The following is a 15,120-nucleotide window of genomic DNA, read 5'->3' on the forward strand; positions in this document are numbered from 1 at the left end:
GGTGGCAACGCGGTCTGGAGGAAGATTGGGCGAGATATCGCAGAATTTCCACCGTTTCATGACCTAACACAGGCTTTGCGGTTTGACCAGCATGGGCGGTGTCGGGTTGCCCCACGGCTTGGCGATTGTGACGGCTTTGCCGCAGTGCCGTCCGAGAGCTTGCGCGCCATCGCATTCGACCTTGGGCCGGGCGGGTGGAAAGGGGGCGCCTTGCACTCCTTGTCCGTCGCGGCGAGACGGCCAGCGAAAAGCGGTTTACGACGCATAAAGATATCTTTATATCTGTATTCGGGTCGTCCGGGCATGGTGCGCCGGCCGGCCGCACCCCTCTCTGGCCCGAATCGGACGTGAGGCGATGGATGATCTGCTGGCAACGCTGAAGGCGGCTGCCGAGACCACACGGTTGAGGTTGCTGGCGCTCTGCGCGCATGGCGAGCTGACGGTGACCGAACTGACCCAGATCCTGGGCCAGAGCCAGCCGCGCGTCTCGCGCCACCTTAAGCTTCTGTGCGACGCCGGGCTGCTCGACCGCTTCCGCGAAGGGACCTTCGCCTTCTACCGCCTTGCGGAGAAGGGGAAATCTGCCGAGCTGGCGCGTGTGCTGGTCGACGCCATCCCCGACGAGGATCCGACCCTGACGCTCGATCTGGAACGGCTGGAGGCGATCAAGCGCTCGCGGTCGGAGACCGCAGCCGCCTATTTCCGTGAGAACGCTGCACGTTGGCACGAGATCCGCTCCCTTCACGTTGCGGAAGGCGAGGTCGAGGCCGCTCTGCTGCGCCTGGTTCCGGAAGACGGGGTGGAGGAACTGCTGGATATCGGCACCGGCACCGGACGGATGCTGGAGGTGCTTGCCGGGCGCGTCCATCGCGCGATCGGGGTAGACCAGTCGCGCGAAATGCTGGCCGTCGCCCGCAACCGGCTGGAGGAGGCGGGCTTGCGCCACTGCCATGTCCGTCAGGCCGACATGTACCAGCTGCCGTTCCCCTCCGGCTCCTTCGACGTCGCGGTGATCCACCAGGTGCTTCATTATACCGAATCGCCGGCCGGCGTCCTGGCCGAAGCGGCGCGGGTGCTGCGCCCCGGCGGTCTGCTGCTGGTCGTCGATTTCGCTCCCCATCATCTGGAAGCCCTGCGCGAGGAGCATGCGCACCGCCGCCTGGGCTTTGCCGACGCCGAGGTTGCCGGCTGGTGCCGCCAGTCCGGCCTGGATTGCGGTCCGGTGGTGCATCTGCCGGGCGATCCGCTCACCGTATCCATCTGGCCGGCCACCCGCGTCGCGGCCGGCATTCAAACCCAATCCCCGAAGCCCGCCCACTCGCTCAGCGGAGTTCCGTCATGACCGCGCCCACCTCTGCGCTGCCCTCCATCAGCTTCGAGTTCTTCCCTCCCAAGTCGGAGAAGATGGAGCAGAGCCTGTGGCAGTCGATCCGGCGGCTGGCTCCGCTGTCGCCCGACTTCGTGTCGGTGACCTACGGTGCCGGCGGATCGACCCGCGAGCGCACCCACGCCACCGTCTGCCGCATCCAGGCGGAGACCGGCATCCCGGCCGCTGCACACTTCACCTGTGTCGGCGCCACCCGCGACGAGATCGATGCCATCGCCCGCACCTATTGGGATGCCGGCATCCGCCATCTGGTGGCGCTCCGCGGCGACCCGCCCGAGACCGCCGGCGGCGTGGGCGGCAAGTACGAGCCGTTCCCCGGCGGCTATGCCTATGCCGCCGATCTGGTGGCGGGGATGAAGCGCATCGCCGACTTCGAGATCTCGGTCGCGGCCTATCCGGAAGCCCATCCGGAAGCGCCGAGCGCCCAGTTCGACCTGGACAACCTGAAGCGCAAGATCGATGCCGGCGCCACCCGCGCCATCACCCAGTTCTTCTTCGACAACGACGTCTATTACCGCTTCCTCGACCGCTGTGCCGCAGCCGGCATCCATGTGCCGATCGTGCCCGGCATCCTGCCGATCACCAACTTCGCCCGTGCGGTGGAGTTCGCCGGCAGGTGCGGCGCGTCGATGCCGGCGAAGCTGGCCGAGACCTTCGAGGGGCTGGACGACGATCCGGAGACCCGCCAGCTCGTCGCCGCGACGGTGGCGGCGGAGCAGTGCCAGGAGCTGCAGGCGCGGGGGGTGCACGACTTCCACTTCTACACGCTGAACCGCTCGGACCTGACCATCGCCATCTGCCGCATGCTGGGGGTGAAGGCGAAGGCCGCGCCCGCCGCGGCGGCGGTGGCGGGGTAGGGCGCATCCGGTGCGGTTTCATGTTAGAATCGTCGCACATCTGCGGAAACATCCCATCCAGCTGCCCTGATTCGCTGGAACAGCGTCTCGATGAGGACTGGTGGCCCACCAGCCGCCACGGCCTGACCTGACCCTGCCTTTTCTGCCCCGAACCCGCCAAATAACGGACAAGACGCATTCCCATGGCCCACATCCTCGACACCCTGCGTGACCGTGTTCTGCTTTGCGACGGCGGGTTCGGCAGCCGCATCCAGGCGCTCGACCTCGACGTCGAGAAGGATTACTGGGGGCACGAGAACTGCACCGATATCCTCCCCCTGTCGCGCCCCGACATCGTCCGCGACATCCATCGCGGCTACTTCGAAGCCGGCGCCGACATGGTGGAGACCGACACATTCGGCGCCTCGCCGGTGACGCTGGGCGAGTTCGGCATCTCCGAGAAGGCCTTCGAGATCAACCAGCGCGCGGTCGAGCTGGCGCGCGAGGCGGCGGAAGGCTTCAGGGACGGCCAGCCGCGCTTCGTCATCGGCTCCATCGGGCCGGGCACCAAGCTGCCCAGCCTGGGCCACATCGCCTATCAGCCGGCGGAGGATAGCTTCTATGTCCAGGCCGCCGGCCTGATCGCCGGCGGGGCCGACGCCATCCTGGTGGAAACCTGCCAGGATCCCTTGCAGATCAAGGCCGCCGTCAACGGCATCAAGCGCGCGCGGGCCGAGGCGAAGTCCGACACCCCCGTCTTCGTCCAGGTGACGGTGGAGACCACCGGCACGCTGCTGGTCGGCACCGACATCGCCGCCGCCGCCACCGTCATCCAGGCGCTGGACGTGCCGCTGATGGGCCTGAACTGCGCCACCGGTCCGCTGGAGATGAGCGAGCATGTGCGCTGGCTGTCGCAGAACTGGCCGGGCATGATCTCGGTGCAGCCAAATGCGGGCCTGCCGGAACTGGTGGACGGCAAGACGCACTATCCGTTGCTGGCGAACGACTTCGCCCATTGGCTGGAGCGTTTCGTGTCGGAGGACGGGGTGAATCTCGTCGGCGGCTGCTGCGGCACCAACGTGCCCCACATCGCGGCGGCCAACCAGATGCTGCGCAAGCTGGCCCCGGCCGGCTCGCACCGCCCGGCGCCGAAGGGACGCACCGTCCATTGGGTGCCGGCGGTGGCCTCGCTCTACTCCCAGGTCACGCTGCGTCAGGAGAACGCCTTCTTCGCCATCGGCGAGCGCTGCAACGCCAACGGCTCCAAGAAGTGGCGCGAGCTGCAGGAGAAGAACGATTGGGACGGCTGCGTCGAGATGGCGCGCGAGCAGGTGAAGGAAGGCAGCCACTCGCTGGACGTCTGCACCGCCTTCGTCGGCCGTGACGAGGTGGCGGAGATGAATGCGGTGATCTCCCGCTTCGCCGGCTCCGTCACCGCCCCGCTGGTGATCGATTCGACCGAGTACAAGGTGCTGGAACAGGCGCTGGCGCTCTATGGCGGCAAGGCGATCCTCAACTCCATCAACTTCGAGGACGGCGAGGAGCCGGCGCGCAAGCGTCTGGAATTGGCCAAGAAGTTCGGCGCCGCCGTCATCGCCCTGACCATCGACGAAGAGGGCATGGCGAAGACGCCCGACCGCAAGCTGGAGATCGCCAAGCGGCTCTACGATCTGGCGGTCAACGAATACGGCCTCGCCCCGTCCGACCTGCTGTTCGACCCGCTGACCTTCACCATCGCCACCGGCAACGAGGACGACCGCAAGCTCGCCATCTGGACGCTGGAAGGCATCGAGGCCATCGCCCGCGAGATGCCCGGCTGCCAGATCATCCTGGGCCTGTCCAACGTCTCCTTCGGTCTGAACGCCGCGGCGCGCCATGTGCTGAACTCGGTCTTCCTCGACCATGCGGTGAAGAAGGGGATGACGGGCGCCATCGTCCATGTCTCCAAGATCCTGCCGCTGCACCAGATCCCCGAAAAGGAGGTCAAGACCGCCGAGGATCTGATCTTCGACCGCCGCGCGGAAGGGTACGACCCGCTCCAGGCCTTCATCGCCCTGTTCGAAGGCCGCAAGGCTGCCGACGCCAAGAAGAAGGCGCGGGCGGAAAATGTCGAGGACCGGCTGAAGGAGCGCATCGTCGACGGCGACCGCACCGGGCTGGAGGACGATCTGGCCGAGGCGATGAAGACCCATCCGCCGTTGGAGATCATCAACACCTATCTGCTCGACGGCATGAAGGTGGTGGGCGAGCTGTTCGGCGCCGGCAAGATGCAGCTTCCCTTCGTGCTGCAGTCGGCGGAGACGATGAAGGCCGCCGTGGCGTGGCTGGAGCCGCACATGGAGAAGGTGGAGGGCCAGCAGAAGGGCACGCTCGTTCTCGCCACCGTGAAGGGTGACGTCCACGACATCGGCAAGAACCTTGTCGACATCATCCTGACCAACAACGGCTACAAGGTCGTCAATCTCGGCATCAAGCAGCCGGTGACCGCCATCATCCAGGCCGCGAAGGAGCACAAGGCCGACGCCGTCGGCATGTCCGGCCTGCTGGTGAAATCCACCGTGGTGATGCGCGAGAACCTGGAGGAGATGACCCGCGAGGGGTTGGAGGTGCCGGTGCTGCTCGGCGGCGCCGCGCTGACCCGCGCCTATGTCGAGGGTGACTGCGTGGCGTCCTACGGCTCCGGCCGCGTCGCCTATGCCGGCGACGCCTTCGACGGGCTGACCCTGATGGACAAGGTGGTGGAGGGCAGCTTCGACCAGCAGCTCGCCATCCAGCAGGCCAAGCGCGCCGGCAAGGCGACCAACCGCCGCCGCGTGCTGGGGCAGGCGACCAGCGCCGCCATCGGCCCGGTCGACAAGGACGCCGTGCGCGCCCGCCGCCACCGGCTGGCCGAGGGCGTTCCGGTGCCGACCCCGCCCTTCTGGGGGCCGAAGCTGATCGACCTTGTGCCGCTGAAGACGCTGGTCACCTACCTGAACGAGCGGATGCTCTATCAGCTGCAATGGGGCTACCGGAAGGACGGCAAATCCTTCGAGGAGTTCAAGGAGTGGGCGAAGAAGGAGCTGCGGCCGGTGCTCGACCGCATCCTCCAGATCGCGGCGAAGGAGGAAATCCTGCGCCCGACCGCCGTCTATGGCTATTGGAAGGCGGCGGCCGACGGCAACGACGTCATCCTGTTCGAAGAGGACGGCACCACCGAGGCCGCCCGCTTCTCGCTGCCGCGTCAGGCCAAGGAGGATGGCGAGTGCATCGCCGACTTCCTGCGCGACGTGACCGATCCCGAGCGTGACGTGCTCGGCCTCCAGGTCGTCACCATGGGCCAGCATTGCGCCGAAGTGGCGCGGGAGTGGTTCGCGGAGAACCGTTACCAGGATTATCTCTACCTGCACGGCCTGTCGGTTGAGATGACCGAGGCGATGGCGGAATATGTCCATGCCCGCATCCGTGCGGAGCTGGGCTATGGGTCCGAGGACAGCCGCGACAAGGAGAAGCTGTTGCAGCAGTCCTACCGCGGCAGCCGCTACAGCTTCGGCTATCCGGCCTGCCCGAACCTGAAGGACCAGGAACAGCTGCTGAAGCTGCTGGACGCCGGCCGCATCGGCATCGAGATGTCGGACGAGGACCAGCTCCATCCGGAGCAGAGCACCTCCGCCATCGTCCTGCACCACCCGCGGGCCAAATACTTCTCGGTCTGATGTCCACTGTTCGAGCGATGATCCTCCGCCGCCCGTTCCGTGTTAGGATGGGCGGCGGAGGACTCCGATGGCTGTGGTCGACACGCGGAACGACGAGAAGCTGCAAATCCTGCTGGACCGGATCGTCCCGGCCCTGGAGCCGGAAGCCGTCTACCTGTTCGGCAGCCGGGCGCGCGGCGACTTCGACGAGGACAGCGATTACGACCTGCTGGTGATTGTCCCGGACGATGCGCCGAAGGAGAGGCGGTCGATCCGCCATGCCTATGCGTCCAAGATCGGCACCGGCATTCCCGCCGACATCATTCCTTGTACGCGCGCCAATTACGAAGCGTCCAAGGACGTCGTGGGCACCTTGAGCTACGAGGTCAAGCGCCGGGGGCTCAGGGTTTATGGAGCGTAGGGAAGTCTGTGCATGGCTGGTTGTTGTGGAGCGCGACGTGAAGGCGATCCGCAACAACCTCTATGGTCCCGATCCGGAGCCCCATATGGCGGCCTATCACTGCCAGCAGGCGGTCGAGAAGCTCGCCAAGACCCTGCTTGTGGCGGCTGGCACGATGCCGCCGAAGTCCCACGACATCGACAGTCTGGTCGTCCGGCTTCCAACCGGGCATCCGATGGCCCTGCGCATCGCCGCTCTGGCTCATCTCACCACATTCATCAGAGCGCCGCGTTATCCGGGAGCCGGCATCTTCGACGACCCTCTACCGGACTTGCCGGTTTCCGAGGTCGCCGGCTGGCTCGCGGAGATCGAGACGCTGCGAACCGACATCGTCCGCTTCCTTGGAATGCCATGACAGCCGATACTCCCACCCCCCTGACCCTCCACCGCGAGACCGTCCGTCCGGAGTGGATCGACTACAACGGGCACATGAACGTCGCCTATTACCTGCTGGCCTTCGACCATGCGACGGACGCCGTGCTGGACCGGTTCGGGATCGGCAAGGCGTATGTGGCGGCGGAGAACCGGTCGGTCTTCGTGGTCGACGCACACCTGACCTATGCCCGTGAGGTGACGGAGGGGGCGCCGCTGCGGTTCGACTCGTTGCTGCTCGGCGCCGACGCCAAGCGGCTGCACCTGTTCCACGAGATGCGGCATGCAGAGGACGGGTGGCTCGCGGCCACTGCGGAGTTCATGCTGCTTCACGTCGATCTCGCCACCCGCAAGACCTCTCCCTTTCCACCGGAGGTCGCGGCGGCTCTCGCCGAACAGGCGGCAGCCCATGCGGACGGCCCCTGGCCGCTTCAGGCGGGACGGGCGGTTGCGCGGCTGAACCCTGTCAGACCGTCAATGAGCCGAGGTTGAGTTCACGGGCGATCTCCCCATCTATCGAAGAATGAAGACTGCATTCGTCGATCGGCTCCGCTCCGCCCCACTTCTCGCCACGGCTGTGGTCGTCACCTTCCTTTCCGCCGGGCCGGCACTGGCCGCCTGCACCGAGGCGGCGCAGCCGAAAGTCAATTGGCGGCGCTGTTCCATGGAGGGGCAGACGCTGACCGGGGTCGATCTCAGCGGCGCGATGCTGCGCGATGCGACCTTTCAGCGGGCCAATCTGGGGCAGGCCAGGCTGACCGATGCCGACGCCTATCGCGCCAGGTTCGTCAGCGGCACGGCTCCGGGGGCGAACTTCGACGGGGCTCGGCTGATCGAGGCTGATTTCACCAGGGCCAACCTGACCGGTGCCAGTTTCCGCAACGCCGACCTGCGCAATGCCAAGATGGTCGGGGCGGCGCTGGTGCGGGCCGATCTGACCGGAGCCAGGCTGTCCGGCACCGACCTCAGCAATGCCGACCTGTCGGGCGCCCGTTGGACCGACGGCACACACATCTGTGCGGAAAGCTCGATCGGTCAATGCAACTAAAGCGATTGGCCCAACTCGCCGCATCGCCTAGAACCTTCTTGCCGTAAGGGCTTGGGCCGCGTACCGTTCGAAACCGAATGATTTTTGACGGACGACGGTCGTGGCGATCACGGAGGATTTCGAGCGTTCCAGCGGCCTGGCCGCAAAGGCCATGGAACGGATGCAGTCCGACCGCCTGCCGCCCACCCCGGAAAACTTCACGCTCTGGTACGTCTATTTCAGCGGCCGCAACCCGGACCTGACCCGCACCATCGATCTGGCGCTCCGCGACGGTCTGACCGCCTCGCAGACTCTGTGCGACGAGCTGTACAAGCGATTTTTCACACTCGATGCCGAAGCGCAGGCCATCCGCGAAACCTCCGACAAGGCGCGCTATGCGCTGGGCCGCATCCTGGAGCAGCTGGGCAATGTCGGGTCGGAGACGGAGCGCTACGGCAACGCCCTGACCGGCTTCCGGGACGAGCTGGACCAGCCGCTCAGCCTGCTTGAGCTGCGTGCGATGGTCGCCGCCATCGCGGCGGAGACCAAGGAGATTGCCGACCGTCAGTCCGCCCTTCAGTCCCAGCTTCAGGAATCGAGCCAGCAACTGGCGGAAATGCGGGTCAGCCTGGACAGCGCGCGGCGCGAGGCGCTGACCGACGGGCTGACCGGCATCGGCAACCGCAAGGCCTTCGACCTGATTCTGCAGGAGGCGATGGACGCATCGGTGCGCGACGAGCAGCCGCTGTCTCTGCTGATGGTCGACATCGATCACTTCAAGGCCTTCAACGACACCCACGGCCATCTGGTCGGCGATCATGTGCTGAAGCTGGTCGCCCGCATGCTGACCGAATGCATCAAGGGCCGTGACACCGCCGTCCGCTATGGCGGGGAGGAGTTCGCGATCATCCTGCCGCGCACCAGCCTGGCGAACGCCACCAAGCTGGCGGAGCAGGTGCGCAGCTTCGTCGGCGCCCGGCAGATCGTGAACAAGGCGCGCAACGCCAATTACGGCACCGTCGCCCTGTCGGTCGGCGTCGCCGAGTTCCGCGCCGGTGAGCCGGCGATGGCGCTGGTCCGGCGCGCCGATCAGGCGCTCTATGCCGCCAAGCGCGGCGGACGCAACCGGGTGATGGCAGAAACCGCCTGAACCAACCGCCTGAACCAACCGCCTGAACCGACCGCCTGCCCCTGCGTTCCCCCCGGACTCAGCCGCCCAGCCGACGCCGCACCGCCTCGGTCCCGTGCAGCAGCTCCGCCACCAGCTCCCCCGCCCTCCGGCGTTGCGCAAGCCGCAGCCCCTGGCCTGCCCATAGCGACAGGAACTCCGCCCGCCCGGCCTTGCCGGCGGCGGTGCGCAGCGGCCGGGTCAGCGCGTTCTGCAGGGGGAAAGGCAGCACCGCGTCGGGCTCCGCCGGGTTCTCCACCGCGTCCATGAAGCGGTTGACGATGCCCCGCGCCGGCCGGCCGGAAAAGGCGCGGGTCAGCCGGGTCTGAACCTCGCGTGCCGTGAGGATGGCGGCCTTGTGCGCCTCCGGGATGCCGGCCTCGTCGCTGGTCAGGAAGACCGTCCCCATCTGCACCGCGGTGGCCCCCAGCGCCAGCGCCGCGGCGATGCCCCGCCCGTCCATGATCCCGCCTGAGGCGATCACCGGAATGCCGACCGCATCGGCCACCTGCGGCACCAGCGCCATCGTGCCGACCAGATTTGCAGCCGGATCGCCGATGAAGCTGCCGCGATGCCCGCCGGCCTCGCTGCCCTGGGCGATCACCGCATCGACGCCGGCCCGTTCCAGTGCCACCGCCTCCGCCACCGTGGTCGCGGTGCCCAGCACCCGCAGGCCGCGTGCCTTGGCTGCGGCCACGCTGTCGGCGGGCGGCAGCCCGAAGGTGACGCTGTAATAGGCTGCTCCGCTGTCGAGCAGCGCCGCGAACTGCCGGTCGAACCCGTCGCCGGAATAGGTGGGCTCCTTCGGTTCCGCCAGCCCAAGCTCGGCGTGGAATGGTGCGACGCGGGCCAGCGCGTCGGCCATCATCGGCGCGGCACCGGGAGCCGGCGTCGGCGCGAACAGGTTGATGCCGAAGGGCAGGGTGGTGCGGCTGCGGATATCCAGCGCCCGCTCGGCGATCTGCGCGTCGGTCAGGTAGGCCGCCCCGACGAAGCCCAGGCCGCCGGCCTCGTTGACCGCAGCGACCAGTGCCGCCGTATCGCCGCCCCCCGCCATCGGCGCCTGGATCACCGGCGAGCGCAGTCCAAGCTGCTCAAGGGATTCCGTGTGAGAGGGCATGTCCGCCTCCGTCGCTTCGACAACGGCGGCGATGCTACGTCCGCACTGCTTTCATGACCAATGACTTGTTCTGAAGGATGTGTTCACTTCAGGTGAAGGCGGCAGGCGAGGGGCCGTGACCTTTCGATGTGCATCTCCCGTTCCGGCGCCAGGACGTCTGCAATGCGATTGGACCCGCTCCCGCACCCCGCGGGTCGGCGGGTGAAAGTCCCCCTCGCGGGCACTGCCGGCCTGTCATCCTGGATTTCCGCTCATCCCTTCATGCGAACATGCCGCTTCCGTTCATGACTTGCGGCCATTACTCCTGACCACCCGTTTCCGCCGGCGATACCGGCGCGTCGTCCGAGGACCGCCATGCCGCAGACCGAAGCCATCTCCGCCGCCGATCCCGCCCTTGTGGCTTCCCGACGGCGGGAGTTGGGAAATGTCACGCGGCTGGTCGCCGCGCAGGCGCTTGCCGGGGCGAATGCGGTGGTTGTCTATGCGACCGGCGCCATCGTCGGCAACACTCTGGCGCCCAGTCCCGCGCTGGCGACGCTGCCGATCTCCATTTTCGTGGTCGGGATGGCGGTCTGCACCTTGCCGGCCGGAACCATCGCCCGCCTGTATGGCCGGCGAACCGCCTTTCTCGCGGGCACCGGATGCGGCGTCCTCGTCGGCCTGTTGTCCTGGCTTGCGATACTGCTGGGCAGCTTCTGGCTGTTCTGCGCGGCGATGGTCTTCGGCGGCGCCTATGCCGCGGTGGTGCTTTCTTTCCGCTTCGCCGCCGCCGACTGCACCTCGCCCGAACGGCGACCGCGGGCCATGTCCGCCGTCATGGCCGGCGGCGTCGTGGCCGGCGTCTTCGGACCGCAATTGGTCACCCACACGATGAACCTGTGGCCGCCCTACCTGTTCGCGGCGACCTATCTTGCCCAGGCTGCCGTGGCCGCTCTGTCGGCTCTCGTTCTGCTTGGCGTCCGTCTGCCGAAGCCGACGGCTGCGGATGTCGCCGGCGGCCGGCCGGTTTCCCTCATCCTGCGCCAGCCGCGCTTCATCACCGCGGTGATCTGCGGCGTGGTGTCCTACCTGCTGATGAACTTCGTCATGACGGCGGCCCCGCTGGCGATGCGGCTGTGCGGCCTGTCTCAGGAATCGGCCAACCTCGGCCTGCAATGGCATGTCATCGCCATGTATGGCCCCAGCTTCTTCACGGGACGGCTGATCACGCGCTTCGGGGCTTCCCGCCTGGTGGCCGCCGGGCTGGCGCTGATCGCCGCCTCATCCGTCGTGGGGCTGATGGGGTTGGATGTGGCTCATTTCTGGGTGGGCCTGATCCTGCTGGGGGTGGGCTGGAATTTCGGTTTCCTCGGCGCTTCGGCGCTGGTGATGGAGTGCCACCGGCCGGAGGAGAAGACGCGGGTGCAGTCGCTGAACGACTTCATCGTCTTCGGCACCATGGCCTTCGGCTCTTTTGCCTCCGGCGGATTGCTGACCAGCCACGGATGGGACAGCGTCCTATGGATCTCGTTCCTGCCCCTGGCGCTGGCGACCGCAGCCCTGATCGTCACGGCGATGCATCGAAGGGACGGACAGGCCGCCTGAATGCAAGATGGGCGCGGTCTTTCCCCCGCGCCCGTCGTCTCACCCGATGAAACCGACCCTCAGATCACGCCCATCAAATCACATAGGTCAGTTCCTTCTCCGACTTCAGGCTGTTCTTGCCCAAGGTCTCGTCGACATAGTCGAGCAGCTGGGCCAGCGCCTCGCTGCGGCTGAGCGCGTCGGTGTCGATCACCAGTTCGGGCTGGTCCGGCGCCTCGTAGGGAGCCGAGATGCCGGTGAACTCGGCGATTTCGCCGGCCCGCGCCTTCTTGTAGAGGCCCTTCGGGTCGCGCTCCTCGCAGGTCGCGAGGTTGGCGGCGACATGCACCTCGTGGAAGCGCTCGCCGCCGATCACCCGTGCCCGCGCCCGGTCGGCCTTCAGCGGCGAGATCAGCGATGCGATCACCACCATGCCGGCGTCGGCGAACAGCTTCGCCGTCTCGGCCACCCGGCGGATGTTCTCCGCCCGGTCGTCGGCGGAGAAGCCCAACCCGGCGTTCAGGCCGTTGCGGACATTGTCGCCGTCCAGCACGAAGGTCTGCCAGCCGCGGTCGAACAGCGCGCGTTCCAGCGCCATCGCCAGCGTCGACTTGCCGGCGCCCGACAGGCCGGTCAGCCAGACGATGCCGCCCTTGTGGCCGTTGGACTGGGCGCGTTCCTCCTGCGAGACGGTGTGCGAAACCTCGGTGATGTTGGCCGCCGCGGCGTCCTCGATCTCCACCACCAGGCAGCCGCCGACCACGTCGTGGCCGTCGATCAGCGCGCCGCGGCCGGTGCGCGGCAGATCCGACGCCAGATCGAGCGCAATGGGCGAGCGGGAGCGCAGCACGACCTCCGCCACCTCGTTGCGGCGGACCGCCTTGCCGGGGGTGCTGGACAGGTCCTCCACGTCGATGACCGCGGTCACCTGTTCCACCGTCACCCGGTGTTCGGCAGTGGCGATCTTCAGCGTGTAGGTCTTGCCGACCACCAGCGGATCAGACACCAGCCAGAACAGCCGCACGCTCAGCCGGTGGGCCAGCGTCGGGGCGTCGGACTGGTGGTGGGCGATGTGGCCGCGCTCGGCGAAGATGCGCTTGTCCAGCGTGATGCCGATGCTCTGCCCGGCCTGGGCCGACAGCACCGTCTCCGGATGGTTCCACGCCTCGATGCTGATCACCTTGGCGCTGGCGCCGGTGGGCGAGAAGTGCAGGGTGTCGCCGACGCGCAGGCGCCCGCTTTCGATGCGGCCGGCCAGGATGCGGCGGTCGTCCGGCTTGTAGACGTCCTGCAGGGGCAGGCGCAGCGGCTGGTCGGGCGAGGTCTGCTGCGGACGGAAGGCGTCCAGCTGCTCGATCACCGTGGGGCCGAGATACCAGTCGGACTGTTCGCTGCGGCTGACGATGTTGTCGCCGTTGCGGGCGGAGACCGGGATCACCGCCTTGGGCTGCAGGCCCAGCTCGGCCAGATAGTCCTTGATCTCCTGTGCCACGGCTTCATAGCGGCGGCTGGAGAACTCGACCTTGTCCATCTTGTTGACGACCACCGCAACCTGACGCACGCCCAGCAGGTGCAGCAGGAAGGCGTGGCGGCGCGACTGTTCCAGCGCGCCCTCGTCGGCGTCGATCACCAGCAGCGCGGCATCGGCCTGGGAAGCGCCGGTCACCATGTTCTTCAGGAACTCGGTGTGGCCCGGCGCGTCGATGATGACGTAGGGGCGCTGCTTGGTCTTGAAGTGGATCTGGGTGGTGTCGATGGTGATGCCCTGGTCACGCTCGGCCTGGAGCGCGTCCATGACGAAGGCCCATTCGAACGGCATGCCGCGCTTGCGGCTCATCTCGCGGACCTGTTCGACCTTGCCGTCCGGCAGGCTGCCGGTGTCGTTCAGCAGGCGGCCGATCAGCGTGGACTTGCCATGGTCGACATGGCCGACGATGACGATGCGGAGTTGAGAATGCGGCATCTTACATGTACCCCACGCTGCGCAGGCGCTCGAAGCTGTCTTCGGATTCATTGTCCATCGCGCGGCCGGCGCGCTCCGGAATGCGGGTCACCTGAAGCTCGGCGATGATCTCGTCGATGGTGGACGCGGTGCTGTCGACCGGGAAGGTGATGTTCTTCTCGCCCAGCGAGCGGTAACGCTTGCCGTCACGGGCGAAATACAGCGGGACGATGGGAATCCCCTCGCGCTGCGAATAGCGCCAGATGTCCAGCTCGGTCCAGGCCAGCAGCGGGTGGATGCGGACATGGACGCCTTCCGGGAAGCGCGTCTTGTAATGGTCCCAGAACTCCGCCGGCTGGTCCTTGACGTCCCAGTCGCCTTCCAGCGAGCGCGGCGAGAACACGCGCTCCTTGGCACGGGTCGCCTGCTCGTCGCGGCGGATGCCGACCATCACGCCCTGATAGGCATGGTCGCGCAGCAGGTTCTTCAGACCTTCCGTCTTGCGCGCGGCGGCGCGGGTCAGGGGGGGGAGGGTCTGGTCCATCTCCTCCTCGGGCGGGCACTGCTCCACCTTGAGGTCGAGGTCCCATTCCTTGGTGATGCGGTCGCGGAACTCGTAGACCTCCGGCAGTTCCATGGCGGTGTCGAGCTGCACGACCGGGAAGGGGATGCGGCCGAAGAACGCCTTGCGGCAGAGCCAGAGCAGCGCGTTGCTGTCCTTGCCGATCGACCAGAGCATCGCCAGCTTGTCGATGCGGTTGTAGGCCTCGCGCAGAATATAGATGCTCTGGTTTTCGAGCTGGTCGAGATCGGCGCTCATCGGGCGGTTCCAATCATGGTGGTGTGTATGCCGCATTCGGTCTTGGCGCTGCCGGCCCAGCGGCCGGAACGCGGGTCGGCACCGGGCGTCACGCGCTCGGTGCAGGTGTAACAGCCGATCGACAGGAACCCGTCGGCTTCCAGCGGGTGGCGCGGCAGATCGCGCCGGGTGAATTCCTCCTCCAGCCGGTCCTTGTCCCAGTTGGCCAGCGGGTTGACCTTCACGCGGTTGCCCTCCGCCTCGAACAGGGGCAGGGCTGCGCGGGTCGCCGATTGGAAACGCTTGCGCCCCGTCACCCAGGCCTCCAGCCCGGCGGTGGCCAGCGCGCGGTCCAGCGGAACCGTCTTGCGCAGATGGCAGCAGGCGTCATAGTCGCGGTTGAACAGCATGCCGTCCTTGTCGCCGGCAGCGAGGTCGTCGGCGGTCGGCCCGATCTCCCGCACATCGGTCAGGCCCAGCCGCTTCACCAGCTGGTCGCGGTAGCGCAGCGTCTCGCCGAACAGCTTTCCGGTATTCACAAACAGGACCGGGAAATCCGGCCTCGCTTCGGCGGCCAGCGCCAGCAGCACCGCGGATTCGGCGCCGAAGGACGACAGCAACGCGATCCGCCCGCCGAACACGTCATGCATGGCGGCCAGCAGGGACGCGCCTTCCAGCGTGCCGTAGCTGTCGGTCAGATGTTTCACCCGTGTCGCGGTGTCCATCGTCAGCTGCCTTTCGCGGTGGCTCTAATTATCTACTAAGAAAGTAG

At 67.1% G+C, this 15,120-nt stretch carries 13 protein-coding genes; 9 read left to right on the top strand and 4 right to left on the bottom strand.

What is annotated here, in order from left to right; genetic code table 11:
* The first annotated feature begins 355 nt into the window (after positions 1–355).
* The 8 genes from A6A40_RS03130 to A6A40_RS03165 all read left to right on the top strand — a co-directional run bounded on the left by A6A40_RS03130 (position 356) and on the right by A6A40_RS03165 (position 8,906).
* A complete protein-coding gene (locus A6A40_RS03130; RefSeq protein WP_063634069.1) occupies positions 356–1,342 on the top strand; it encodes an ArsR/SmtB family transcription factor in 987 nt (328 codons plus the stop codon).
* Positions 1,339–2,244 (top strand): methylenetetrahydrofolate reductase [NAD(P)H], encoded by a 906-nt coding sequence (gene metF, locus A6A40_RS03135; RefSeq protein ID WP_063634070.1) that lies wholly within the window; start codon positions 1,339–1,341, stop codon positions 2,242–2,244. The genes A6A40_RS03130 and metF overlap by 4 nt, the downstream gene beginning before the upstream one ends.
* 182 nt (positions 2,245–2,426) lie before the next feature.
* On the top strand, positions 2,427–5,918 hold the full coding sequence (gene metH, locus A6A40_RS03140; protein WP_063634071.1) for a methionine synthase: 3,492 nt from the start codon (positions 2,427–2,429) through the stop codon (positions 5,916–5,918).
* Positions 5,919–5,985: 67 nt separating this feature from the next.
* On the top strand, positions 5,986–6,318 hold the full coding sequence (locus A6A40_RS03145) for a nucleotidyltransferase domain-containing protein (protein ID WP_063634072.1): 333 nt from the start codon (positions 5,986–5,988) through the stop codon (positions 6,316–6,318).
* A gap of 37 nt (positions 6,319–6,355) precedes the next feature.
* The gene (locus A6A40_RS03150) at positions 6,356–6,712 is read left to right on the top strand and encodes a HEPN domain-containing protein (protein ID WP_236783718.1); all 357 of its coding nucleotides are present in this window, start codon (positions 6,356–6,358) and stop codon (positions 6,710–6,712) included.
* A complete protein-coding gene (locus A6A40_RS03155; protein ID WP_063634074.1) occupies positions 6,709–7,221 on the top strand; it encodes a thioesterase family protein in 513 nt (170 codons plus the stop codon). The genes A6A40_RS03150 and A6A40_RS03155 overlap by 4 nt, the downstream gene beginning before the upstream one ends.
* A 31-nt stretch (positions 7,222–7,252) precedes the next feature.
* Positions 7,253–7,777, top strand: a complete 525-nt coding sequence (locus A6A40_RS03160) for a pentapeptide repeat-containing protein (RefSeq protein ID WP_063634075.1) — start codon at positions 7,253–7,255, stop codon at positions 7,775–7,777.
* Between the two features lie 100 nt (positions 7,778–7,877).
* Positions 7,878–8,906, top strand: a complete 1,029-nt coding sequence (locus tag A6A40_RS03165) for a GGDEF domain-containing protein (RefSeq protein ID WP_063634076.1) — start codon at positions 7,878–7,880, stop codon at positions 8,904–8,906.
* Between the two features lie 58 nt (positions 8,907–8,964).
* Here the strand turns inward: A6A40_RS03165 and A6A40_RS03170 are convergent, their stop codons facing one another.
* Positions 8,965–10,044, bottom strand: coding sequence for an NAD(P)H-dependent flavin oxidoreductase (locus tag A6A40_RS03170; RefSeq protein WP_063634077.1), 1,080 nt, complete (start codon positions 10,042–10,044; stop codon positions 8,965–8,967).
* 354 nt (positions 10,045–10,398) lie between these two features.
* On the opposite strand from A6A40_RS03170, the gene A6A40_RS03175 reads away from it, so the two are divergent.
* Positions 10,399–11,628, top strand: coding sequence for an MFS transporter (locus tag A6A40_RS03175; RefSeq protein ID WP_063634078.1), 1,230 nt, complete (start codon positions 10,399–10,401; stop codon positions 11,626–11,628).
* A gap of 73 nt (positions 11,629–11,701) precedes the next feature.
* Here the strand turns inward: A6A40_RS03175 and cysC are convergent, their stop codons facing one another.
* Genes cysC through A6A40_RS03190 form a run of 3 tightly spaced genes read right to left on the bottom strand, consistent with a single transcriptional unit; the run spans position 11,702 to position 15,073 of the window.
* Entirely contained in the window at positions 11,702–13,570 is a 1,869-nt protein-coding gene (gene cysC, locus A6A40_RS03180; protein WP_063634079.1) for an adenylyl-sulfate kinase, read from the bottom strand.
* Between the two features lies 1 nt (position 13,571).
* Positions 13,572–14,369, bottom strand: a complete 798-nt coding sequence (gene cysD / locus A6A40_RS03185) for a sulfate adenylyltransferase subunit CysD (protein ID WP_014247161.1) — start codon at positions 14,367–14,369, stop codon at positions 13,572–13,574.
* Positions 14,366–15,073, bottom strand: a complete 708-nt coding sequence (locus A6A40_RS03190; RefSeq protein WP_063634080.1) for a phosphoadenylyl-sulfate reductase — start codon at positions 15,071–15,073, stop codon at positions 14,366–14,368. The genes cysD and A6A40_RS03190 overlap by 4 nt, the downstream gene beginning before the upstream one ends.
* Positions 15,074–15,120 lie beyond the last annotated feature (47 nt).

The sequence above is a fragment of the Azospirillum humicireducens genome, assembly GCF_001639105.2.
GTDB lineage: Bacteria > Pseudomonadota > Alphaproteobacteria > Azospirillales > Azospirillaceae > Azospirillum > Azospirillum humicireducens.

Bases quoted from the DNA above. Each gene is read 5' to 3' on its own strand.
- A6A40_RS03130 (WP_063634069.1), top strand. From the start codon at position 356: ATGGATGATCTGCTGGCAACGCTGAAGGCGGCTGCCGAGACCACACGG.
- metF (WP_063634070.1), top strand. From the start codon at position 1,339: ATGACCGCGCCCACCTCTGCGCTGCCCTCCATCAGCTTCGAGTTCTTC.
- metH (WP_063634071.1), top strand. From the start codon at position 2,427: ATGGCCCACATCCTCGACACCCTGCGTGACCGTGTTCTGCTTTGCGAC.
- A6A40_RS03145 (WP_063634072.1), top strand. From the start codon at position 5,986: ATGGCTGTGGTCGACACGCGGAACGACGAGAAGCTGCAAATCCTGCTG.
- A6A40_RS03155 (WP_063634074.1), top strand. From the start codon at position 6,709: ATGACAGCCGATACTCCCACCCCCCTGACCCTCCACCGCGAGACCGTC.
- A6A40_RS03160 (WP_063634075.1), top strand. From the start codon at position 7,253: ATGAAGACTGCATTCGTCGATCGGCTCCGCTCCGCCCCACTTCTCGCC.
- A6A40_RS03170 (WP_063634077.1), bottom strand. From the start codon at position 10,044: ATGCCCTCTCACACGGAATCCCTTGAGCAGCTTGGACTGCGCTCGCCG.
- A6A40_RS03175 (WP_063634078.1), top strand. From the start codon at position 10,399: ATGCCGCAGACCGAAGCCATCTCCGCCGCCGATCCCGCCCTTGTGGCT.
- cysC (WP_063634079.1), bottom strand. From the start codon at position 13,570: ATGCCGCATTCTCAACTCCGCATCGTCATCGTCGGCCATGTCGACCAT.
- cysD (WP_014247161.1), bottom strand. From the start codon at position 14,369: ATGAGCGCCGATCTCGACCAGCTCGAAAACCAGAGCATCTATATTCTG.
- A6A40_RS03190 (WP_063634080.1), bottom strand. From the start codon at position 15,073: ATGGACACCGCGACACGGGTGAAACATCTGACCGACAGCTACGGCACG.